This window comes from Neobacillus sp. WH10 (genome assembly GCF_030123405.1).
Taxonomy (GTDB): Bacteria; Bacillota; Bacilli; order Bacillales; family Cytobacillaceae; genus Neobacillus.
This window is the reverse complement of sequence record NZ_CP126110.1, coordinates 5203590-5226243: the sequence shown is the minus strand read 5'-3', so window position 1 is coordinate 5226243 and position 22654 is coordinate 5203590. Positions and strand designations below refer to the sequence as shown.

The following is a 22654-nucleotide window of genomic DNA, read 5'->3' as shown; positions in this document are numbered from 1 at the left end:
GGATGTTTTCAATTAATACTTACAAGGCTGTATGATTTTTATACAATGGGAGGGTAAACCCTTGGGTGTCTTTTCAGTTATATCGTTTATTATCATTATTGGGGTCATTTGGATTTACGCCTTTAAGAGAAGTAGGGCAGTTGATAATACCAGTTCGGAAGGATTTTTCCTTGGTGGGCGAAGTTTAACAGGTATAACGATCGCTGGTACGATTATTATGACCAATTTATCAACGGAACAAATTGTTGGACAGAATGGTCAAAGTTTTGTTGGCGGTATGGAAGTAATGGCTTGGGAAGTTACCGCAGCGATTGCTTGCGTATTTTTGGCACTTGTCTTCCTTCCCAAATATTTAAAATACGGTGTAAATACTGTATCAGATTTTATTGAAATACGTTATGATACAACAACGAAAAGAATTGTATCTGCTTTATTCATCTTTACCTATATGACTTCATTTTTACCTGTTGTTTTATATTCAGGCTCATTAGTTTTTAATAAAATATTCCATATTGATAAAGCATTAGGTATTGATCCGTTAGTAGCTGTTGGCCTTATATCAGCAGTGATTGGTATTGTCGGTCTTTTATATCTGTTAATCGGCGGACTGTCGTTAAGTGCCTTTAGTGACACGATCTATGGTGTCGGGTTGCTTATCGGAGGTCTTTCAATCCCGATTATTGGCTTGACAATCCTCGGAGATGGCAGCTTTTTTGGCGGAATGGAAACGGTTAAAAATGAAACACCCCAATTATTAAATGCAATTGGTGATGTCGATTCGAAAATTGTTCCTTGGCCAACTCTATTTATGGGGATGTTATTTAACAACCTCTTCTTCTGGTGTACGAACCAGATGATTGTTCAAAAAACATTAGCCGGAAAAAGCCTTAAAGAAGGACAAAAAGGCGCATTATATGTCGGGTTCTTTAAAATCTTTGGTGCATTGTTCCTAGTATTCCCAGGAATTATTGCCTTTAATATGTTTGGTGATACCCTTGCAACACCAGATGATGCCTATCCGTCCTTAGTAACGGCTGTATTACCAGATTGGGCATACGGAATTTTTGCTGCTGTTATTTTTGGTGCCATTTTAAGTTCATTTGTCGGGGCATTGAATGCAACTGCAACATTGTTTACTTTAGATTTCTATAAACCGGTTATTAAAAAGAATGCAACGGATAAGCAGGTAGCAAGAGCGGGAAAATTCATTACCATTGCCGTTGGTTTCATTTCAGTTATAATTGCTCCATTTATTTCATTCGCACCAGCTGGGCTGTATGCTGTTGTGCAGGAATTTAACGGAATCTATAGTATGCCGTTATTAGCCCTTGTCTTATTAGGCTTTTATTCTAAACGTGTAACACCGCTGGCCGCGAAAGTAACCTTTGTCTTCCACATTGTAATTTATGGTCTGTCTAAGGTAGTTTTAGCGGATATTCATTATCTATATGTTTTAGGATTCCTATTCCTAGCAGATGTTTTAGTTATGTGGTTAGTTGGAAAAGTAAAACCTTTGGATACTCCCTTTGAGTTCCAAGAAAATATTAATAAAGTTGATTTAACCCCATGGAAGCATAGAAAATGGGTAGCTGCCTTGGTTATTATTGCAATGGTGGGTATGTATATTTTCTTCTCTCCGCTTGGTATTGCAAATTAAATATAATAATCTAACAATTGAGGTAATTGGAAAGGAAGTCTAATATTATGATAGAGTCAAAAATTATCGTCGGGGTAATTGGTGCTGGTAGAATTGGAAAATTACATATTGATAACATGAAAAATATGAAAAATGTACGCCTTAAAACCGTTTCTGATGTTTTTGCTGATCAATTAGAGGAGTGGTTTCAATCTTCTGGTGTTGAAAATATGACAACGGATTATCATGATATTATCAATGACCCGGAAATCGATGCTATCTTTATTTGTTCTCCAACTGATACACATACAAGTATTATAAAAGAAGCGGCTAATAGTGGAAAACACATCTTCTGTGAAAAGCCAATTAGTTTTTCTGATGAAGAAACATTGGAAGCTTACGAAGTAGTGAAAAAGACAGGTGTGAAATTCCAAATTGGTTTCAATAGAAGATATGACCGCAACTTTAGTAAAGTTAGAAGTTTAGTAGAAACGAAAGAAATTGGCGACTTGCATATTTTAAAAATTACTTCTAGAGATCCTGAACCGCCATCATTAGATTATGTATCACGTTCTGGAGGCATATTTGTTGATATGGCTATTCATGACTTTGATATGGCACGTTTTATCACGGGTTCTGAAGTTGAAGAAGTGTATGTTCAAGGTGCTGCATTAGTCAATCCGAAAATTGCTGAATTAGGTGATATTGATACAGCGGTTATTTCATTGAAATTTGCAAACGGAGAAATCGGTGTGATTGACAACAGCCGCCAAGCTGTCTATGGCTATGACCAGCGTCTTGAAGCATTCGGATCAAATGGTTCAGCCATCGCAAACAATGAAACTGAATCAAGAGTAGAAGTGCTATCTAAAGAAGGCGTGAAGGGGGATAACCCATTACACTTCTTTTTAGAGAGATACAATGATGCATACATTCGCGAAGTGAAAGAATTCTTTGATGCAATCGAGAATGATTCAGAAACAACATGCAATTTTGTAGACGGTATCATGGCACAAAGAATTGCCATGGCTGCCAAAAAGTCATTAGAAACTGGACTTCCAGTAAAGGTAGAAAAATTATCGTAACATTACGAGATACAGTGAAACTTCCGTCAGTGGGGGTTTTCTTCACCCCCACTGATGGTTAGTTGAACATATCGGGCTTTTACGGACAGTTGTCCCCCACCTATCTTCTTCACTTTTCTCTGAATCTTGAGGTGGGGGTCTTACTGTCCGTTAATGCGGGATAAAAACAAAGGGTTGCCTTATAAAGTTTGGCAACCCTTTTTAACTTAAAGCTGTTTTCACAAAGATTGTTGTTTTTCGAAGATATAATATTAAGTTTTTATTGAAGGGCATCTGATTCGGACTCGATTGCCCTTGGATTCACCCAACCAGTCCGAATGGGACCCTCATTCGGACTCGATTGCCCTTGGATTCAAAAAAACTGTCCGAATTCGCCTCTATGTGATCACAAATAGTACAGAGAACAACAAAGTTGACGAAAAGAGCCTAACTTAAAAATAAAACGGCCTTTTCTCATGTGAGGAAAGGCCATTTTTAATTACTCAGCTATAACAAGTTGAATGTCGTTCTTTTCTGCGTAATTCTGGTAGACTTCACTTGGCGTGATGTCCGTTACCAGGTAATCGATTTTATCTAATCTGCAATAGGTCATTAACCCGTATTTATCAAATTTATCATGGTCTACCAGTAAAAATACTTCAGAGCTTCTGTCAACAATAGACGCTTTCAATTCGCTTTCAAGCGGAGAAGCATTCGTAACACCATTTGATAAGGAAATACCTGTTGAGGCCATAAATGCCTTATTAATATTATAGGCATTTAAAATATCCATATATTTTAAGCTTCCGAAAGAATTCGTTTTTCTCTCGAGGATGCCTCCAGCTGTTATTACATTTAAATTTTCATAAGGAAGAGCACGAACGATAAAATCGAGACTATTGGTGATAATCGTGACCTCTTTCTGTTTGATATATTCAATCATTTCAATGGTGGTTGTACCAGAATCGATAAAAATGATATCACCATCATTTACATGATTCGCTGCCGCCTTCCCAATCATCTCCTTCTCCGATTGGTTACGTACTTGGCGGTCATGGAAAGATTCTAACTTCGCACGCTTATCATCAATTACAGCTACACCGCCATAAACCTTTTTGAAATCTCCTTTTTCAACAAGTTCTTGAACATCACGCCGAATCGTATTTTTAGACACATTAAACACCGTCATCAGTTCATCTAAAGATACTGATTTTTGTTCGATAATATATTCCTCAATTTTATTAATCCGTTTATCTTTAATCATACCTGCTCACCCTCTAATTTCAAATCATACTCATGCCATTACCGCTTTCAACAGAACTTAATAATTATATATTACCAACAAATCACCAGAACTTCATCATATAAATTGAAGATTTTCATTCATATTACCTACCACTTTTTAGAATTCTGTTCCTACCCCTTTTTTGTCGAGGTTGCCCGGGCATTAGAAAATAGTGCCCAGGAGACCGGTTATGCAATTATTTTATGCAGCACGGATTATCAGCGGGAACGAGAGATTGATTATCTGGACCTGCTTTTGAAAAATTTTCCGCCTGGTGTAAAAGTTGCTATTTCAATATATTGGAGTTGGAATAAGAACTGGAAGCGTTTATATCTATTTATTATTTAAATATAAATAGGAACATTATAATATATACTAAAGTATACAAAATTAGATAATATTTGACTAATTTGTTAACAAATTGGTTTTTTGTTTGCCGCGATATTTGTCAAAAATGTAATCTTAGAATCTTAGGTTTAGACCCCCATTTAGCTAAAGTTTAAAGAGGTAAAGCGTGAAGGTAATTTGGAGAGCATGTCTCTCTGTTTTTTTTTTTGTCTTTTTATCAGTAAAATCGTAAAAATTTTATATCGAATTAGGGAGAGAAATGAAGGATGATGTTGAATAATGAATTTTTCAACTTGAATATTTATTCAAACTATTGAAATAATTATCTAGAAACATATTACAATTTAACCTATAATAGTAACTATTCAGCTTTAAAATTGATGAGGGGTAAAATGAAGTTTTTGTCTTTCTGTTTCAAAATGATGGTTAAACAAAGGCTGTAATTTCACGAAATGACAAGCTAAGAATTTAGAAATCGAGGGGGAGAAATCGAATTGAAGAGAAAGAAACAACATCACATCCGATTATTTAGTATTGTAGCATCATTGATCATGGTATTTTCATTACTAACACCAGGACTTGCGAATGCTGAATCAATTGAGAGATCATCCCGTTATGTAAATGATTCCCAAACTACTAAAAAAGAAAAGATAAGTAATCGGTTACTAGGAAAGTTTAAAAAAGATGACAAAGTAACCTTTTTAATTAAATTTAAAGAAAAAGCAGATACAACATATGCCATAAAGCAAACAAAAGCGATTGCGAAGAAAGAAAAACTATCTGCGCATAAAGAAATGTTTATGCAGCGCTCTGCAGTTGTATCTGAATTAAAAGCTACAGCACACGAGGAACAACAAAAGGTTGTTAAATATCTTGAACAAGAAGTACATAGAGGGAATGTCGAATCTTTTAAGTCCTATTTTATCGTCAATGGTATGGCAGTAACAGCAACGAAAGAGGTTGCAGAAAAGGTAGCAGCTTTTGCTGAAGTTGAAAAAGTATTACCAAACGAAACAAGACAATTATTTGTTTCACCAACTAAAGAGAATAGTCTTAATTCAAATCTAGCAAATGTAGAGTGGAACGTTGAAAGAGTTGGAGCTCCGGCTTTATGTGAAAAGGGAATCGACGGTACAGGTGTGGTTGTAGCGAGTATTGATTCCGGTGTTCAATGGGATCATCCCGCATTAAAGGAAAAGTATCGAGGCTATAATGCAGCAACTGGAGAAGTTCATCACGACTTTAATTGGTTTGATGCCACTGCCGGACGATCTGTACCATATGATGACTTAGCACATGGAACACATGTAACTGGGACAATGGTCGGTAGTGAATCTGATGGATCGAACAAAATAGGGATAGCGCCGGGTGCAAAATGGATTGCTGTTAAGGCATTCTCAGAGACTAGCGGAAGTGATGCGAATTTATTGGCGGCAGCAGAGTGGATTTTAGCACCAACAGATTCAAAGGGGAATACCCGGGTTGACATGGCGCCAGATATTGTTAACAACTCATGGGGTGGCGGACCTGGTCTTGATGAATGGTATCGAGATGTAGTAAGAGAGTGGAGAAATGCTGGGATATTTCCTACATTTGCAGCCGGGAACACGAGCATGACTAATAATGGCGGACCTGGATCAGTCGCCAATCCAGCAAACTATCCCGAAGCATTTGCGGTGGGAGCAACTGATAGTAATGATATAGTTGGAGATTTTTCATTACGTGGACCTTCACCATATGATGAAATTAAGCCAGATATTTCAGCGCCTGGAGCAAATATTCGTTCATCAATACCAGGTAGTGATTACGAAGGCGGCTGGGATGGCACATCGATGGCGGCCCCCGCTGTATCAGCAATTGTAGCATTGTTATATCAAGTTGATGCAAGTTTATCAGTTGATAAAATAGAAGACATTTTACTAAAAACAGCAACGCCTTTAACAGATAAGGAATATCCAGAATCACCAAATGATGGGTACGGGTATGGATTAGTCAATGCATACAATGCTGTATCTTCTATTAGAGAAGGTCTGGGGACTTTAGAAGGAAAAGTGGTTCAAACGAATGAGGATTCTGATTTGCCGATAAGAGGTAAAGTAAGTGTCCTTGAAAGCAGACAGTACGTAAACACAAATCCTGAAACCGGCGCTTATAAACTCTCACATGCTATCGGTAATTATACAGTTCAAGCTGAAGCATATGGATATCAATCTAAACAGCAATCAGTAACATTCGAAAAAGATAAAGTACTACAAGCAGATTTCACTTTGAAAGAAATCCCAAAAGGAACTGTAAGTGGTGTCATTACAGATGAAAAATCAGGGGAAGCTGTTGAAGGTGTGACATTACTCCTTATGGAAGATGCCAATATTGCACCTGTGTCCACGGATAAGGACGGTAAATATACTATTACAGCTTACGAAGGTACTTATACATTAAGAGCAATGAGAAGTGGCTATCACAGTCAAGATGTTAAAATTACAATTAATGGAGATAGCCAAGTAAATATCGCTTTTAAGCCTTTTTTCACGTATCCGGGTGGCGAAATTGGCTATGACAATGGAATTGTTGATAGTGGCAGTATGTATTTTGGCGGTGGAGCTGGATGGGCAGTAAAAATGTCATTGCCAAAGGATAAAAAATCAGCCATTGTCACAGATGGTGTGTTTCACTTCAAAAACAAAAAATACTCAGACACGGTTGGAACGGAATTTAGTGTGGAAGTATGGGATGCTTCTGGAAGCAATGGATTACCGGGTAAGAAACTTGCTGGACCGATAGCTGCTGAAGCCTTATTAGATGATTGGACGGTTGTAGATTTAAGAGATTACAATATCAAGGTTGATGGAGATTTTTATATGGTGTATGTCCAAACACTGAATTATCCAATTGCACTTGGTTTAGCAACCGATAATGGTAATCCATATACGGAGAGAAGCTATCAATATCTTGACGGTGAATTTTATCCGGCATTTGTTGAAGACGGTAACTATATGATTCGTGCCCGTGTAAGTTATGAAGTAGACAATCCTGTTATTACTTCTCCAAAACAGGATGAAGTATTCAAAGACGAGAACATCATGGTAGAAGGGACTGCCTCACCGACAACAACGATTAAGTTGATGAATAATAATAAAGAGGTAGGTACTGCAAAAGTTGGTGATGAAGGCAAATTTACAATCCCAACAAAAATGACAGAAGGTGAAAATAGATTAATAGCCGTCTCAATGTTAAATGGTAAATTGACCGGAGAATCGGATCCAGTTACCGTTTCACTACTAAAAGAAAAACCTGTCATTAAAGATTTAAAACCAGCAATTGACCAAAATGTGTTCCCAGGTGAGAAGTTAGAAATATCTTTCCAAAGTAATGTAATAGGCGGAGAAGCAAACTTTGAAGTGAAACTCCCTGCGCAAAAGAATACGCAATCTTCTTCTAAAAATAAAATGGAAGAGGTAGAGCCAGGTGTTTATAAAGGCATTTGGACTGTTCCAGATGTAAAGATTCAGAATGCTATTATTGAAGTGGAACTAACAGATGCCGATGGAAATATAGTCACACAGGAAGCACAAGGTAAACTAACTATTAGTCAACCTGAAGTTGAAGAAGTGAAAACTGGCTGGAAATTTGAGGACGGCAATTGGTATTACTATGATAGTAAAGGCAGTAAAGTAACAGGATGGAAAAACGTTGATGCGAAATGGTACTACCTCGATAAAAGTGGTGCCATGCAAACGGGCTGGCTGAAAGACAGTGGAAAATGGTACTACCTCGATAAGAGCGGAGCCATGCAAACGGGCTGGCTGAAAGACAGTGGAAAATGGTACTACCTCGATAAGAGCGGAGCCATGCAAACAGGCTGGCTGAAAGAAGGAGCGAAATGGTACTACCTCGATAAGAGCGGAGCCATGCAAACAGGCTGGCTGAAAGAAGGAGCGAAATGGTACTACCTCGATAAGAGCGGACCCATGCAAACGGGCTGGCTGAAAGACGGTGGAAAATGGTACTACCTCGATAAGAGCGGTGCGATGCAAACAGGCTGGCTGAAAGAAGGAGCGAAATGGTACTACCTCGATAAGAGCGGAGCCATGCAAATAGGATGGCTGAAAGACAGCGCGAAATGGTATTACCTCAGCAACAGTGGTATTATGCAATCCGGTTGGGTAACGATTTCTGGAAAACGATACTTCTTCAATAGTAGTGGAGTAAGGGTTAAATGATCCGGAATAGTTAAACTGAATGATAAAAGGGAGACTACAATTGTGAAGTTGTAGTCTCTCTTTTTGTGAAAAAAAGTGATAAAAAAAGAATCCTGCTGAGAAACTCGGACTCTACTTTTATCCAGCTATTTATTACACCTTTCAACAACTTTTTCATGGATTAAGATGGCTAAAGGGGTAAGTATCAAGGATTCTAGCCATTTTAATTAATCGTTTGTTTGAAAGGGAAAATAGAGGAGAATAGTCGAGGGTTGTCTACTTATGGAAAACTATTAAATTAAGACAGGAAACCAGCTTGGATAAACTAAAAAAATCCAGTTCTTTTTTAAATAGGCTGTTTTCGTAAACTTTGTTGTTTTTTAGAAGATTTCAAATCAACTTCCAAAATGTTGAAAATATGATAAAATTTTATTATATTAGGAATATTTAATAGGGGGTTGCTATGAAAAATAAGGATTTTGTTCTGTCTATATTTATAAATGCGTTTTTAGGCTATTTGTGGATACTTTTCCATAACCATATTAATTCAATTGACAATCCTTTAATTGCATTAATTGGTATTTGTTCCGGAACTTGGTTATTTTGGGAAATCATACATAGAGTAACTCCTTTTAATGAATATAAAAACAGACACCCCGTAAAAATTGCTGGATTTGTTTCTATCGGGATAGTGCTTACTGTTAATTTGTTCGTGAGTTTAGTTTAACTAGTTCGCAAATCTATAACAGTTGTACGAGTTGACTTTTGACCCGCATAAATAAGCATTTGATTGATTCGTTCATCAAATGCTATTTTTTTACTCACTTCAAGCCAACGGAAATAACAGGTAGTTGTCCAAATATTTTGTTACGATACCTTGAAAATGCTCCATCCACGTTTTCATAGGGTTATGAAAGTTATTAACGTGTTGAAACAGTATGTTAAAAAAGCAACAATCTATACGAAAACAGCCTTTAAATAAGAAGGCATCTCTCGACATTCTTTTTTAGCGTTTGGGAGTAAAAAGTGTTTATAGAAGCAGGTTGAAGGCATCTTTAATCAAATGTTTGATTAGTGTTGGAAAAAAGGGTAATGAGTAGAAACATGTAGGTCCAATCGAATGGAATCATTTTCTGGGGAATATTGTTTTATTTTCTGGCGAAGTCTCACTGATATAGCGACAAAATATTTTCTTGCCAGATTGATATAATCCCTTTATAGCAGTGTTTACAGAGTTTTTAACCAAACGATTGGTTAGTATTTTGTATGTGGAAAATAGTCGACATTGGTATTTTCAGAGGGAACAGATCATTAGTTATGAAAAGATCCATTTTGAATACATCTTTCAACAAATTTCTTCTACACTTGAAAGAGTAAAGCTTAATTTAAAAGCGTTTTTAGCAGATTTAATCAAACGTTTGATTTATGGAGAAATCGCTAGAAATTTGCCTGATTATTCCTGAATTTGTCATAGGGGAGTTTTCTCAAAAAAGGCCAATGAATGCATAATAAATGCAAGACAAGGCTACATCGATAGAACTGATTACGTTCTAGATATTAACGTAGATGTAGCTGAAGGCAGCTGAATTAAGACCCTGGAACATTGGAAGGGAATTAAAGCATGCATAGTAGAAAAAAGTGTTAGTTAGCACTTCTAATAGTTTTTAATCAAACGATTAGTTAGTTTAGTATAATTGGTCGATGTTTGTTTAATTAAAATTTCTACTACTCATTCAATCTCTAATTGTTTAAAAAGTCCTGTTTTATATTCTCTGCTTAAAGTATGAGCTTTTTTATATAGCAAATTCTCTTTCCCTTTGTTTAGTTCTCCTACAAATTTAACCTCAACTTTCCCCTTCATTTCAGTCTACAACAGATTGAACTCTATTAAATAGTTCTTAACCGGCCCTTCATAAAGATTCGGATCAATAGTGATTCCTTTAGTCCACGATTCTTGGTCAGTGACGATGATGGCTTTGTTAAGCTTTTTCTTTTTCATCATTCTTAATGCGTCCAGTAATGCAAGGAGTTCACATACAATGGGTTTCTTTGTTTTTATTTTCCTAACATTGGATACACCGGTAACTGTATCCCTATTTTCAACCAGCAGCAATCCGGTCCCTGCAGTAGAATTGTTAAAATTATAAGAACCATCAATGATCATAATGGGAACTTCCTTTGGAACATCTTTACATAAAGGAGTTGATAATTTTTTCTTTAGGCCTCCAGTAGACGAAGTTTCTTTCGTTGTGGCTTTAGAACCTCTCCGATAATAATCCAAAATATCCTGTATGTTGAAAAAATTCTTCTCTCCGACTCTTTCAAAAGGCAGCCCTTTTTTACACTGAGACACGAAGATTTCTTTCGTTATTCGTAACGCTGTCAGAACGATATCTTCTGATACATATGCTTCTAAGGTTCGTCCTTTTTTATCTACAAATTCTCTCTCTAACCGTTCCTGTGATGGCTGATAGGACTCTAGCCATTTCAATACCTCACTTTCCAAAAACCTATATTCACTGCCTATCAAATAGTGAGGCATTCCATCCTTTAGATATGCACTCATTTGAGCTTTTGTTGCTTTAATTTTTCCCATTAATTCGCCTCTTAATAGTAAAGGAGGCGGGGATTTCTGTTGTTTATTTTCGATCACTCTCACCCACGTTCTCTTCTAATGTTGATTTACATTATACTATCTTAGTAAATGGAATTAAACCAAAAATTAGGAAGTTTGGTACCGGTTAACTCTTTTTCAAATATTGCTGACATTTATATGATTTAAAGGATAGTGCATCCAAATTTAACCCCTGACCATACTCTATTCAACGTCCAATTTAAACTTCTCATAGAGTGATATGTAAAAACGTTCGCAAAATTTCTTGTCTGAGATTCCATAAAAATAAGCGAATGGATTCTTGATGTTTCTGCTGAACTTTAGCTTCCGAATGAGCTGCTTAAAGGATTCGATGGCAACTTCTAGGATTACATCGGGATCATTTTCCCAAAGATTACGATAGGCAGTGATTTGTGCCGTTCTCCAATACTCTTCAATCGTCTTTGCTTCAGGAAAGAAATACTTTACCAGCTGGACAAAAGGCTGTGGAACACGATCACTAACAAAGGTGTGATCTAAATTAGTCGACGCTTCTTTACGTTTTTTTATCTTTTAATCTTTTTCAGTTTTTAAAAGATTAATAGTTTCTTTAGGGTGGTTCATCGTTTCTTCTTTGCGTGGTTCACTAACGGGAAAACTATTAAATACATAAAGATTGCTGGATTGGGAGCCATTATTTCGTTCTGTTTCAAAGACGGTAATGATTCCTAAGTCTTTTGCTTTGATGATCATCCGTTTAAAGGTAGAGCGTGAAATACCATTATTGTTGTATTCTTTGTGAATCGCTTTTAACATGGTTCCGATCTTGGCATTGCACACCCCAGGGATTTTTGCCGCAAAGCGGACGAGTCTTTTTAAACCGACCAATTCTCCTTTTGAAAAATCATGCTTGTGTTCTAGTAACCACATTTCCATATGGGTATTAAATTCTTTAAGACTTGCGAATTGCGAAAACTGTTCAAATCCTTCAATGCAGCCAGATTTTATATTCATCATTTTGCGCCACCCTTTCATCGCTATGCTCAAGGCCTGCCAATCGTGAATTTAAGCTCACGTTTCCGGCACTTCTACGATATCGGGTTTGGCAATGTAATTCGAATCTCTCAATTTCGCTTTTGGAGCCATTTTTTAGCTCAAAAACTTCATTTTTACGTTCAAAATTGAATTTTGGAAGCGATTTTTGCATTTTGAAGCTGTTTTTCTAGAAAATAGAAGTGTTTTTCCTAATTGTTGAGAAAACGCCGTGTTGAATAATTCGTACTCGTATCCTTGAATGCCCCTAGAAGGAATTTCCTTGATACTTACTGTTTATCAAGGAGAATCAGTGTTCTTGAACCTTTTTTTCGATTTAGGTGAGACCAAGTGGTGAGATATAGAGGATTTCTATCTTTATCGAAAATCCTCTTTTCTTGAGAATAGAATAGGTAAAAGGCACTATACGGTTTATTAAAACGGCATTTTTATTAACCTATCCTATTTTAGAAAATACCTCAAAGACAATTATCTGCTATTAATATACCGGGACCGTTTTTCAGTAAAAATAGTAAAAAACGTCTGTTCGATTTGAACAGACGTTTTGCACCGCTTAAGATGTGAAAGGTTACTTATTTAATACCTATTCCGCATTTCTCCCCAATAGATACCTAATGATTCTTCTGGGGTTTTTACGAATATGGAGTCAGTCCAAGCCCTACGACCATTTGATGCGTCTGCTTTATTAATTAAGTCAATCAATTCCGATTTGCTCGCTGGGACGCCAATAACTTCTGCCATTTCAACCGCAAAGTTCTGATAATTACGATTTACATCAACAATCCCTTTTTTATGAACAAAGCCAATATAACCGTTCTGATTTATTAACTGCACGTTATCTTGTGTCATTATATCTATTGATAACCCGTATTCTTTTGCAATTAACTTGACTGTCTTGACAAAAGTAAAGTCTTTAACCATAGGTCCATATCCACCGAAATAATTGCCATCAATCTCTACATCTCTAGCCATGGCACCATTACCATAAAAATAGTAGGTTATTCCTTCAATGTCTGTAATACCAATCTGCATAGCTCCTGATTCGTTTAAATAATACCAATCTGGCCCAAGGTTTCTTAACCAGCCTGTCTGCATGACACCATTTCCTTCTAAATAATACCAAATACCATCATGTTTGCTCCATCCAGTTTGCATGGCTCCAGATGGACCTAACAAGTACCAATTAGCCCCTTCCTTATGCCAGCCTGTTTTTAATGCACCGCTGTTTTTCAAGAAATACCAAGCCCCATGATCCTTTTTCCATCCTTTGGCCATATCTCCACTAGGATTTAGATAATACCAAGCCCCGTCGTATATCCATCCAGTTTTCATGGCACCCGTAGAGTCTAAGTAGTACCAGTTACCGTTCCAGAATAGCCAGCCTGTTTTCATTACGCCATTTGAGTTTAAGTAATACCACTTTCCGTTATTGTACAGCCAACCTTTCGTTATAATACCAGATTGTAAGAAATACCATTTTCCACTTACATTTTGCCACCCATTCTGTGTATAAACTGTACTTACCCTTGTGCTAACCCCTGAAGTTCCCCCGTATGTGGTAGTACTAGAATAGGCGTATGAAGCTGTTGATATCAATGATAAAATTAGAAAACAAAAGAAAGACAAAAGTATTCTTTTCAAATTATTCAAGCCCTCCCTTTTTTTGGTATTATTAATCCCAAATATACTATAACCTATTAATTACCAAATTTAAATAGAGTTTTTTGTAATTTTTCGTCAATAATGTTACAGGATACATAAGGATATATTGAGTACCTAATTCAAAAATAAGTTACCGAAAATTACGTTTTTTAATCTGCAAAGCAGGTTAATACAATAAGAATATTTGTAAAAGGGAGGGTTTTTAAAGCTTAAAATGGAAGTTAAAGAAGATAATAATCAAATATGTTTTTAGGAGAGCGTATATGAAGACGGTAATCGTCCGGTAGTATTGCAGTTTTAACAAAAATCAATGACAATGGCTTATGGTCATCTTACTCCCACTGATGAATTACTACCATAAAAAAAAATGATGTAAATTGTTTTAGGAAGTATGTGTGTAGTTTCTTTAACTAATGGGTGCAAGAGTTGAAGATCCGGCTGCTAATTGCAGTTTTTTGTTTATTTTACTATAGGTCAGTTTATTGCAAGAAGATTTTTACTAAATTGCTGAAATATATACAACAAGAAAGGTGGAGATTTACATGAATAATTCTGAAATTCACCTAACTTATAATCGATTATGGAGCCAAGCCCTTCATTCCATTCAGACTAACTCACTAAGAGTAGATTCTAATCTTTTGAACAAGCCTGGTGATTCACGAAGAGGATTCACATTAATATGCCGTCCATCACAAAGGGTACAAAATTCGGTAATGGAGTTTTTGAATGAGGCTCAACAGATAGAGCCAAACCAATATTATTATAAATCGACTGAACTTCATACAACAGTCTTATCAATTATTACTTGCAATGCAGACTTTAAGCTAAGTGAAATTGACATCGCACCTTATGTTGAGGTTCTTCACGAGTCCATTAAATCTATTTCATCATTTAATATAAGTTACCGTGGAATCACCGCTTCACCTGATAGTGTAATGATACAAGGTTTTCCTAATGATTCGACTTTGGAAGAGCTGCGACAAAATATCCGAGAGAATTTTAGGAAATCTGGTATTAAAAGCACTTTGGATCAACGGTATAAGACGCATACGGCACATATGACGTGTCTTCGATTTCAAGACTCAGATCTGATAAATTCTGATAAATTACTTCGGTATCTAAATGTAAATAGAGATTTTAATTTCGGAACAAGTGAAATCACTAACTTGGAGTTTGTGTTAAACGATTGGTACATGAGTGATGAAAAAACGGAGATATTACAGGGGTATTCCCTTGAAAATTATTAAGTTTTTATTGTACTAACTAGTTCAAGAGTTAATGATTGGGATGGCTGCGGCGATCCCTTTTTACTTATCAAAAAAGTGGCGTAAAACCCCTTTCTTCAGAAATGGGGATATAAGCCATGCTTTTTACTTCCAATTACCAATAGAAACTAGTATAATAAAAATATAGAACGAATGTTCTTGTTGGAGGTGAAAGAAAATGGGACCACACAAAAAGAATATGAAAGAAAAGAAGAAAAAAGAGTCGAAAGGCGATATTGTTATTCGGAAATTTCCGCTCCGTTTAACCGGCGAGGAGAGAAGATTAGTCGATACACTACGTCAGAAAGCAGCGAATCTATGGAATGACTGCTTAGATCTCCATTGGTGGCTATATGATGTATATAAGATTTGGACAAGTGCATCAGAAAAAAAGAAATGGTACAATGCCACCACCCATCAATTACACTCGCAAACGATTCAAGCCATCATCGAGTTACATGAAGAAACATGCAAAAGAACGAGGGAGCTGCGGGCTAAAGGTGAAAAACAGTGGCGATACCCTTGGAAATACAAAAAATTCTTTTCCGTCAAATATAAAAAAGCAGCTATTAAATGCAAGGATAAAAAGCTGCTGTTTAGCAATGGAAAACAACAATCCCCCTTAGTGATCCCTCAACCAAAGCACATTGATTTCCATACAATAAAAAGTGCCGAAATCGTTTGGCACAAAGATCAATACTGGATGCATATAGCAGTGGAAGTACCAAAACAAAAGCATGTACAAGGTAATAAGGAAGCTGGCTGTGATGTAGGGCTCATACATGCGGCTGTTTTAAGTGACGGAAAAAATCACTTCATTGTCACAGGAAGAGAACTTCGCTCGTTACAGCGCTACAGAAACAAAAGGTTAAAAGAGCTTCAGAAGGTCATTGGCCGGAAAAAGCCAGGTTCGAACAAAAGGCAAAAACTCATTTTGCGTAAACGCCGTTTTTTAGAAAAACTGGAACGGAGAATCGAGTACCTTTTGCATACGATTTCGAAAATGGTCACCGATTGGTGTGTGGAAAACCACATTAAAGCACTCTATATCGGAACACCGGATGGCGTTCAAAAGAATACGAAGAAGAAAAAGAAAACAAGAAAAGAAATTCGTCAACAATTGTCCAATTGGAGTTTTGGGCAATTAATTGAAAAAATAACATACAAATTGAACCTTCGAGGCGTCAAAGTCCAACTTGTGGAAGAGTCCTATACTTCCGGTACGTGCCCTTCATGCGGAGAATTCAGTAAACAATGGAATCGAAACTTCCACTGTCCGTGTGGTGCGAAAGGACATCGGGATCTAGTGGGTGCCGTGAATATTTTGGACAAGTCTATCCATAAACAATTCAAGAAAGATCGAGAACTACCTAAAATAGAAGATACAAAGTATCGCCGAGTCCTTTTAACCCCCATTGTCCCGCACAATGGGGCTAAAAGGGCAGTGGCGTAGTGCCTATGATTGGGCTGCGGTATGTGTTTTTCACTACATGTCGTAATGAACTGGAGAAGCAGTAAGATCTGGAGGCCCCGGCTGATAGGCGGCTTTGATGAAGGTTTAAAAAAGAATCCCCTGGATTTATCCATGGGGAGAAGTCAACTAGGAATCTTTGACCGTATTATTAATTTTACCGAGGTTAATACTCTTGCTTGAGATTATGCAGCCATCACCAAAATTAAAATTGCCGCCGATTATGGAACTATTGGCAGTATGACTGTTTTGAACGGTACCACCAAAATTAATGTTTGCGTTATTAGAAATAGTATTAACTTTGAAGTTATTAATATTGATCGAGCAGGCCAATTCAATCACCGTCCTTACTCCATTATACTTTTAAGAAAGGCTTATGATTGTCCAAGTACCTAGCTGAAAAAAACTTACGGGGGTCAGAATAAAGGGGACCGCATATTATAAGTATAGACAAAACAAAACTGTAAGCTTTAAAAACTAAGCATTCTTATTTTATAAACAATGACATCAATGTAAGCTTTTTTTCATACTATATTTTTGGGGTGAGAAAATGCCAAGAGCAAATTACCGAAGTTCAGACGTTGACTTAATGGCAAGGATGATGAGAGCAGAAGCGGAAGGCGAAGGAAAACAAGGAATGTTATATGTTGGAAATGTAATTGTGAATCGTCTTGTAGCAAATTGTTTAGACTTTAAAGGTTTAAGAACGATTGATCAAGTTATTTTTCAGGTACAAGGAGGAAATTTTTCCTTTGAAGCTGTTCAAAAAGGGAATGTATTTTACCAGAGAGCAAGGACTTCCGAAAAAAGATTAGCCAAACAGAATTTAGATTATTGGAGAGATCACCCAGCGAAATATGCTCTTTGGTACTTTAATCCACATGCTCCATGCCCTCCAACATGGTACGGTCAACCTCATTCTGGTCCATTTAAAAATCATTGTTATTATGAACCAAAAGCTGGAACATGTGATAGTGTTTATAGCGGATAAGCTTACTCTTTGAGTAAGCTTTTTTGCATATTTTCAGAATGCGGGTCTCATTCGGACAGGGAAGGGCAAAAAAAGCAAGATTGTTTTGACTTACGGGAGTTTAGTTCAAAAGGGAATTTTGAATATATGGAAAATCTTTAGTATAATCGAATTGGTTAAGATTGTAATATTTTACTACATTTAAATAAGTAATAAAAGAAGACCTAGCTGCCGATGGCGGCTTTTTGTTTATTCAACTACTATGTAAGAGCTATTTTTTCGTACATTTCTGTGGTGAAGCTCTCAAGAGGGAAATAGAAATATAAGGAAATTGAGTTTTTGGTAATATTAAAGGCCAAATAATTAATACTATATAGTTTTAAGGTGGGAAGAAAAATGAATAATCCGTACAGTTCTTATCGTTCGTTATTCCCTATTTTATCTAATTATGTACATCTAGCTAGCTGTTCTCAAGGGGCATTGGCTCAGCCAGTTTCACGCGCGATTGAAGAATATCATAATAGTTTGCTTGAGTTTGGAAGTAACTGGGATCAATCAATTATGAAAGTGGAGGCAACTAGAGAGAAATTCGCTGAACTTATTGGTGCCGAAATAGATGAAATTGCTATATTAACCTCTGTATCTGATGTTATTTCTACTATCGCCACTTGCCTGCCATATGAAAAAAATAAAAATAATATAATTTTAACAGATATTGATTTTCCTACTGTTGGTCATATTTGGCTTGCACAGAAACAGGATAGAGCAAAAATCTCAATTATTCGTTCTTCCAATGGAATCATACACTTAGAGCAATACGAAAAGGAAGTAAAAGAGAATACATTACTTACGTGTATTCCCCATGTATCATACTACAATGGATATATGCAAAACCTTAAAGAGATTGCAAACATTGTTCATAAAAAAGGGTCCATGTTGTTGGTTGACGCTTATCAATCTGCAGGACATATCCCTATTAATGTAAAAGAAATGAATATTGATATATTAACCACTGGAACTCGCAAGTATATGCTAGGGATTCCAGGTGTAGCCTTTCTGTATATAAAAAAGGAACTCGCTGAACAATTAAAACCAAGACTTTCTGGGTGGTTTGGACAAGCAAGTGAAACAAAATTTGATGTATTTAACTCTGTTTTTGCACCTGGATCCCGCCGGTTTGAGACCGGTACACCTTCTTTTATAAGCATTTATGCTGCGTATCAAGCGATTAATTTGTTACTTAAGATTGGAATACATAATATACATTCATATTTGAAAGAGTTAGCCGAACTAACAAGGGAATTTGGATTACAAAAAGGATTACAAATAATAGGTCCACAATCATCTGAATGTAACTCAGGTATGACCTCTTTTTATATAGGGAATGCCTCAAAAATCGAAGGGATATTAAGAGAAAAAAAGATTATTGTTTCTGCAAGAAAGGATGTAATAAGAATGGCTCCCCATTTTTATAATACAAAGGATGACTTAGATTATGCTATTACTGAGTTATCAAATTTGATACATGGTAATCCTGACAGCTTTTCTTTTTGAACTAAAGAAGCAGGATAGTTGAATTTTACTTAAAATAGTTTTAATATTCAGATTATAATTAACCATTCAGTATAAAACCTTCAGTGGGAGATATATATGCCATTAAAAGTAGGAGATATGGATACGTTTGAAGGGATTTTTACAGTAAGGGATGCTGAATTATTTACGGGATTTCTAGTGATGAAGGGAGTCATCATCTAACCCCAGATAAACAGGGGGGGCATGTAATTCGAGGGCTAATAACGGCAACTCTATTAACAATATAAATTGATCGAACGTTCGATCATAATTGTTTAATCATTGAATTTATGGGGGAATAGCTTATGAAAAAATCCAGTATTATTTTCTTTGAAAGGAAATTTCCAAGTGCAAACATGATCCTGATTAAGGATCAACTCCCAATCCTTATTGATACTGGTTTTGGGAGTGATGCGAAAGATACAGAACAATTAATTAAAGAAGCAGGCGTTTCACCAGAAGAATTACACCTTATTGTGAACACGCACTATCATAGTGACCATGTAGGGGGCAACTTTCATCTTCAAAAAAATTATGGTGTTACGATTGCTGCTCATAAATGGGATGCCGATTTAATTAATTCTTGTGACTCTGAAGCCTGTAGTGCAGAATGGTTAGATCAGCCTGTAGAACCTTATCGAGTCGATACAAAGCTTTCAGATAACGATGAGATCAATACAGGAGATAAAACCTTGAAAGTCTTGCACACACCAGGACATACGTTAGGTCATATTTCCTTATATGAACCTAAAGAAGAGATATTAATTTGCGGGGATCTCTTCCACAAGAATGATATCGGATGGTTAAATATCTTTCGAGAGGGTGTCACATCTATCCAACGATCTATAGAAAGTTTGGAACGGTTGTCCATGCTCCGGATTCAAAAGGCATATTCAGGACATGGACCTCAAATCGAGAATCCTCTAGCTGCCATTGATGCGGCAAGGGAAAGGTTTGAAAAGTGGCTCAAGATGCCAGAAAAAATTTCATGGCATGCCTGTAAGAGGATTTTTTCATTCACGTTAATCATTAAAAACGGATTGGCAAAAGAAGAAATCGATAACTACCTATTAAAGTGTGGTTGGTTCCAAGATTTTGCACGCTACTCTTTCCAGCTTCAACCAGAAGAATTTATTCAAATCCTTCTCGATGAAATGATTCGTTCCGGAGCAGCAAACTGGCACAATAATCATTTAATCGCCACCACCCCATACCAAGCACCACAACAGAAATGGATGAATAGGAACATAAAGCCGAAAGAATGGAAACCTCAAGATTTTCACACATAATCTAGTAAAAAACCTTCAGTACGATATATATATCATTAAAAGTAGGAGATATAATTTCGTTTGAATGGACTTTTTCAGTAAGTATGTTGAATTATTTTTAATAACTATTGGATAGCGGGTGAAAACCTAACCAAGCTGGCTAATAACAAAGAATTTTATTTTATTTCGGGTGTATTTTCAGCGTTCGATAAAAACGAGACAATTGATTTAGATGCTATTAAAGAAGAACCATATGCTGATAGAAATCCAAATTTTGGATTGATAATCCTAAAATCCAACATTCAAAGGCAATAGCTGAATTGGTACTTTGGGACTCTTCATTAATTCTATTACTAAGTAAAGATAAAGACTTATCTAAAAATTTCCGAAACACTTTCGAAGGTTGGAATGATTTAAATTCATACAACCAGTCGTAATCCTTCTTCAACTATAGGGGGCAAGAGTTTAAGATCCAGCTGCCAGGCGGCTTTTCTTATTGAAGTAACGTGGCAGGATAGTGCAATAAGGCAGGACTTTTGGAGGAGGTTGTCGAATTACGTTTTTATATGTTATTGGATAGGGGGATTGAAACGTGTTAAAGGCCACAAACTTGAAGAAAAATGTTTTTTGCATTTTAGTTTTACTTATCATTTGTTTTACATATGAATACCAAAAGCCAATATTGACAACTGGGGAAGCCATAGATAATGCATTTTTGTGTTTGGTCTTTCCTCCAGAAAGATTGGGAATAAAAGCCGTTGATATTAATTATTATGACATTACACTGGAGAAATTGTCTATTGATAAAAAGAGTGGTTTTTTTAATAAATTCACTAATCAACGTGAGTTGAGTGTAACACTGAAAACTAAAAATGGAGAAGAACCAACCGTTAGGATTGACGCGTATAATGGAAAATGCCTTGAGGTGACTGATCCATTAAAATAAGTGCCTGTTTTATTTAATTAATACAGTAAATGTATTTCATTAAAAAAAATCGTCTAACGTCCTTTAAGGAGGGGAATATATATGTCAAAGTATTATAAAGGAAAGTATTTGATTTTAAAAGTGATTGGAACTTTAATTGTATTATCCTCCTTATTATTAACACAGTATGGGTTAATTTCCAATACGCTAAATACAATCTTTATTATTGTTACGCTTATTACATTTTTTGTTATAGATTACAATATGAGGAAAAATGAACATATTAACTGATAACCGTCTAAAATAACTTTTTTTGTTTATTATTACCAGCTTATAATTTGAAAGAATGTTCAAGAATTGGGCTAGATTGTGAAGAAATGTACTTAAGCTAACGGAGAGCTTGAGTTTAAGTTCAAGCTGACATTTTTGGAGGCTTTCTTCTTGTGCTAACGTGCAGAAGAGTTGAAGAACGGATATAGTTTTCTAGTAAAGGAGTTGGTGGAATGAAACTTAATAAATTTAACGTTTTAGGATGGGTATTTATAATATTTTGGGGTATCAGTGAGTTCTTTTTTCGAGAAGAATTATCAATAATTACGACTGGTTTAGGAGGACTTATTTGTCTGATTATTGGTATGACGTTAGTGTTGTATAAAGGTAAGAAAGGATTAGACAAACATTAGATAATATGTATATCGTACTTAGTTTGTGAAGAAATGTACTTAAACGAAAGGAGTGCTTTAATCGAACAACATAGTAGATTATTGGCTGCATTTAATAAGAGTCATTGCTTAAATATTAACTATGTAGAGCAAAATAAAAAAGTGATGTATGAATCACCACTTTTTTGTATGTAGTAGAGTATCTTATTTACCAGCCACTGCATCCTTTAATTGCTTTCCAGGCTTAAATGCAGGTACTTTTCCACCTTGGATTTCAATTTCTTCTCCAGTTTGTGGGTTACGCCCCTTACGAGCTGCACGTTCCCGAACCTCAAAGTTCCCGAAACCAATTAGTTGAACTTTATCTCCATTTTTTAATGCTTCCAAAATAGAATTAAAAACCGCATCGACAGCTTTACCAGCATCTTTCTGAGTAAGTTCGGAATTTTGAGCCACTTGACTAACAAGATCTGTTTTATTCATTGATATCACTCCTTTAAATTACACTGATCCCTAATAGGGACGTACCTCAGTTGTACCATATCGTACATAAGTTCGCAAGCTTTAAATGTTATGTCGAATTTACGTATGTGAGAATCTTTACTTAAATTTTACACAACTTATCTCCTAATTTTTTTGTAAAAATTTGACGAAAAACATTGAAATATTCCTGGTTAGATT

The 22654-nt window shown here is 36.1% G+C and carries 17 protein-coding genes and 2 pseudogenes; 12 read left to right on the top strand and 7 right to left on the bottom strand.

What is annotated here, in order from left to right; translation table 11 throughout:
• Positions 1 to 61: 61 nt before the first annotated feature.
• Positions 62 to 1657, top strand: coding sequence for a solute:sodium symporter family transporter (locus QNH20_RS25250; RefSeq protein ID WP_283920666.1), 1596 nt, complete (start codon positions 62 to 64; stop codon positions 1655 to 1657).
• 47 nt (positions 1658 to 1704) lie between these two features.
• Positions 1705 to 2721: an inositol 2-dehydrogenase gene (gene iolG / locus QNH20_RS25245; protein WP_283920665.1), complete on the top strand. Its 1017-nt coding sequence runs from the start codon at positions 1705 to 1707 to the stop codon at positions 2719 to 2721.
• Positions 2722 to 3199: 478 nt separating this feature from the next.
• On the opposite strand, the gene QNH20_RS25240 is transcribed toward iolG, so the two are convergent.
• Positions 3200 to 3964, bottom strand: coding sequence for a DeoR/GlpR family DNA-binding transcription regulator (locus QNH20_RS25240; protein ID WP_283920664.1), 765 nt, complete (start codon positions 3962 to 3964; stop codon positions 3200 to 3202).
• 863 nt (positions 3965 to 4827) lie between these two features.
• On the opposite strand from QNH20_RS25240, the pseudogene QNH20_RS25230 reads away from it, so the two are divergent.
• Together QNH20_RS25230 and QNH20_RS25220 are read left to right on the top strand one after the other, a co-directional pair.
• A pseudogene (locus QNH20_RS25230) lies at positions 4828 to 8541 on the top strand (S8 family serine peptidase); the annotation flags it as partial.
• Between the two features lie 454 nt (positions 8542 to 8995).
• A complete protein-coding gene (locus QNH20_RS25220) occupies positions 8996 to 9259 on the top strand; it encodes a hypothetical protein (RefSeq protein WP_283920663.1) in 264 nt (87 codons plus the stop codon).
• Here QNH20_RS25220 and QNH20_RS25215 read toward each other — a convergent pair.
• The 4 genes and pseudogenes from QNH20_RS25215 to QNH20_RS25200 all read right to left on the bottom strand — a co-directional run.
• Positions 9256 to 9463 (bottom strand): annotated as a pseudogene (locus tag QNH20_RS25215) (IS1595 family transposase); the annotation flags it as partial. The gene QNH20_RS25220 and the pseudogene QNH20_RS25215 overlap by 4 nt on opposite strands.
• 936 nt (positions 9464 to 10399) lie before the next feature.
• Complete coding sequence (locus tag QNH20_RS25210; protein WP_283920662.1) at positions 10400 to 11128, bottom strand: reverse transcriptase-like protein; 729 nt, start codon at positions 11126 to 11128, stop codon at positions 10400 to 10402.
• A 570-nt stretch (positions 11129 to 11698) separates the two neighbouring features.
• Positions 11699 to 12142 carry a hypothetical protein gene (locus QNH20_RS25205; protein ID WP_283920661.1) on the bottom strand — a complete coding sequence of 148 codons (444 nt, stop codon included), beginning with the start codon at positions 12140 to 12142 and terminating at the stop codon, positions 11699 to 11701.
• A 612-nt stretch (positions 12143 to 12754) separates the two neighbouring features.
• A complete protein-coding gene (locus tag QNH20_RS25200; protein ID WP_283920660.1) occupies positions 12755 to 13819 on the bottom strand; it encodes a PspC-like choline-binding domain-containing protein in 1065 nt (354 codons plus the stop codon).
• A 563-nt stretch (positions 13820 to 14382) separates the two neighbouring features.
• Here QNH20_RS25200 and QNH20_RS25195 point away from each other — a divergent pair.
• The gene (locus QNH20_RS25195; RefSeq protein ID WP_283920659.1) at positions 14383 to 15087 is read left to right on the top strand and encodes a hypothetical protein; all 705 of its coding nucleotides are present in this window, start codon (positions 14383 to 14385) and stop codon (positions 15085 to 15087) included.
• A gap of 196 nt (positions 15088 to 15283) precedes the next feature.
• Positions 15284 to 16558, top strand: a complete 1275-nt coding sequence (locus QNH20_RS25190) for an RNA-guided endonuclease InsQ/TnpB family protein (RefSeq protein WP_283920658.1) — start codon at positions 15284 to 15286, stop codon at positions 16556 to 16558.
• 147 nt (positions 16559 to 16705) lie between these two features.
• On the opposite strand, the gene QNH20_RS27170 is transcribed toward QNH20_RS25190, so the two are convergent.
• Positions 16706 to 16918 carry a spore germination protein gene (locus tag QNH20_RS27170; protein WP_481858009.1) on the bottom strand — a complete coding sequence of 71 codons (213 nt, stop codon included), beginning with the start codon at positions 16916 to 16918 and terminating at the stop codon, positions 16706 to 16708.
• Positions 16919 to 17126: 208 nt separating this feature from the next.
• On the opposite strand from QNH20_RS27170, the gene QNH20_RS25185 reads away from it, so the two are divergent.
• From QNH20_RS25185 to QNH20_RS25160, 6 genes are all read left to right on the top strand, one after another.
• Positions 17127 to 17567: a cell wall hydrolase gene (locus tag QNH20_RS25185; protein WP_283920657.1), complete on the top strand. Its 441-nt coding sequence runs from the start codon at positions 17127 to 17129 to the stop codon at positions 17565 to 17567.
• A 375-nt stretch (positions 17568 to 17942) separates the two neighbouring features.
• The gene (locus QNH20_RS25180; RefSeq protein WP_283920656.1) at positions 17943 to 19100 is read left to right on the top strand and encodes an aminotransferase class V-fold PLP-dependent enzyme; all 1158 of its coding nucleotides are present in this window, start codon (positions 17943 to 17945) and stop codon (positions 19098 to 19100) included.
• 323 nt (positions 19101 to 19423) lie between these two features.
• Positions 19424 to 20407: an MBL fold metallo-hydrolase gene (locus QNH20_RS25175; RefSeq protein ID WP_283920655.1), complete on the top strand. Its 984-nt coding sequence runs from the start codon at positions 19424 to 19426 to the stop codon at positions 20405 to 20407.
• A gap of 571 nt (positions 20408 to 20978) precedes the next feature.
• A complete protein-coding gene (locus QNH20_RS25170; protein WP_283920654.1) occupies positions 20979 to 21332 on the top strand; it encodes a hypothetical protein in 354 nt (117 codons plus the stop codon).
• An 81-nt stretch (positions 21333 to 21413) separates the two neighbouring features.
• Positions 21414 to 21602, top strand: coding sequence for a hypothetical protein (locus tag QNH20_RS25165; RefSeq protein ID WP_283920653.1), 189 nt, complete (start codon positions 21414 to 21416; stop codon positions 21600 to 21602).
• Between the two features lie 212 nt (positions 21603 to 21814).
• Complete coding sequence (locus QNH20_RS25160; RefSeq protein WP_283920652.1) at positions 21815 to 21994, top strand: hypothetical protein; 180 nt, start codon at positions 21815 to 21817, stop codon at positions 21992 to 21994.
• A gap of 183 nt (positions 21995 to 22177) precedes the next feature.
• Here QNH20_RS25160 and QNH20_RS25155 read toward each other — a convergent pair whose 3' ends face one another.
• A complete protein-coding gene (locus QNH20_RS25155) occupies positions 22178 to 22456 on the bottom strand; it encodes an HU family DNA-binding protein (RefSeq protein ID WP_283920651.1) in 279 nt (92 codons plus the stop codon).
• Positions 22457 to 22654 lie beyond the last annotated feature (198 nt).

Excerpts from the sequence above, each read along its gene's own strand:
- iolG (WP_283920665.1), top strand. The coding sequence starts at position 1,705 with ATGATAGAGTCAAAAATTATCGTCGGGGTAATTGGTGCTGGTAGAATT.
- QNH20_RS25240 (WP_283920664.1), bottom strand. The coding sequence starts at position 3,964 with ATGATTAAAGATAAACGGATTAATAAAATTGAGGAATATATTATCGAA.
- QNH20_RS25220 (WP_283920663.1), top strand. The coding sequence starts at position 8,996 with ATGAAAAATAAGGATTTTGTTCTGTCTATATTTATAAATGCGTTTTTA.
- QNH20_RS25210 (WP_283920662.1), bottom strand. The coding sequence starts at position 11,128 with ATGGGAAAAATTAAAGCAACAAAAGCTCAAATGAGTGCATATCTAAAG.
- QNH20_RS25205 (WP_283920661.1), bottom strand. The coding sequence starts at position 12,142 with ATGATGAATATAAAATCTGGCTGCATTGAAGGATTTGAACAGTTTTCG.
- QNH20_RS25195 (WP_283920659.1), top strand. The coding sequence starts at position 14,383 with ATGAATAATTCTGAAATTCACCTAACTTATAATCGATTATGGAGCCAA.
- QNH20_RS25190 (WP_283920658.1), top strand. The coding sequence starts at position 15,284 with ATGGGACCACACAAAAAGAATATGAAAGAAAAGAAGAAAAAAGAGTCG.
- QNH20_RS25185 (WP_283920657.1), top strand. The coding sequence starts at position 17,127 with ATGCCAAGAGCAAATTACCGAAGTTCAGACGTTGACTTAATGGCAAGG.
- QNH20_RS25180 (WP_283920656.1), top strand. The coding sequence starts at position 17,943 with ATGAATAATCCGTACAGTTCTTATCGTTCGTTATTCCCTATTTTATCT.
- QNH20_RS25175 (WP_283920655.1), top strand. The coding sequence starts at position 19,424 with ATGAAAAAATCCAGTATTATTTTCTTTGAAAGGAAATTTCCAAGTGCA.
- QNH20_RS25165 (WP_283920653.1), top strand. The coding sequence starts at position 21,414 with ATGTCAAAGTATTATAAAGGAAAGTATTTGATTTTAAAAGTGATTGGA.
- QNH20_RS25160 (WP_283920652.1), top strand. The coding sequence starts at position 21,815 with ATGAAACTTAATAAATTTAACGTTTTAGGATGGGTATTTATAATATTT.
- QNH20_RS25155 (WP_283920651.1), bottom strand. The coding sequence starts at position 22,456 with ATGAATAAAACAGATCTTGTTAGTCAAGTGGCTCAAAATTCCGAACTT.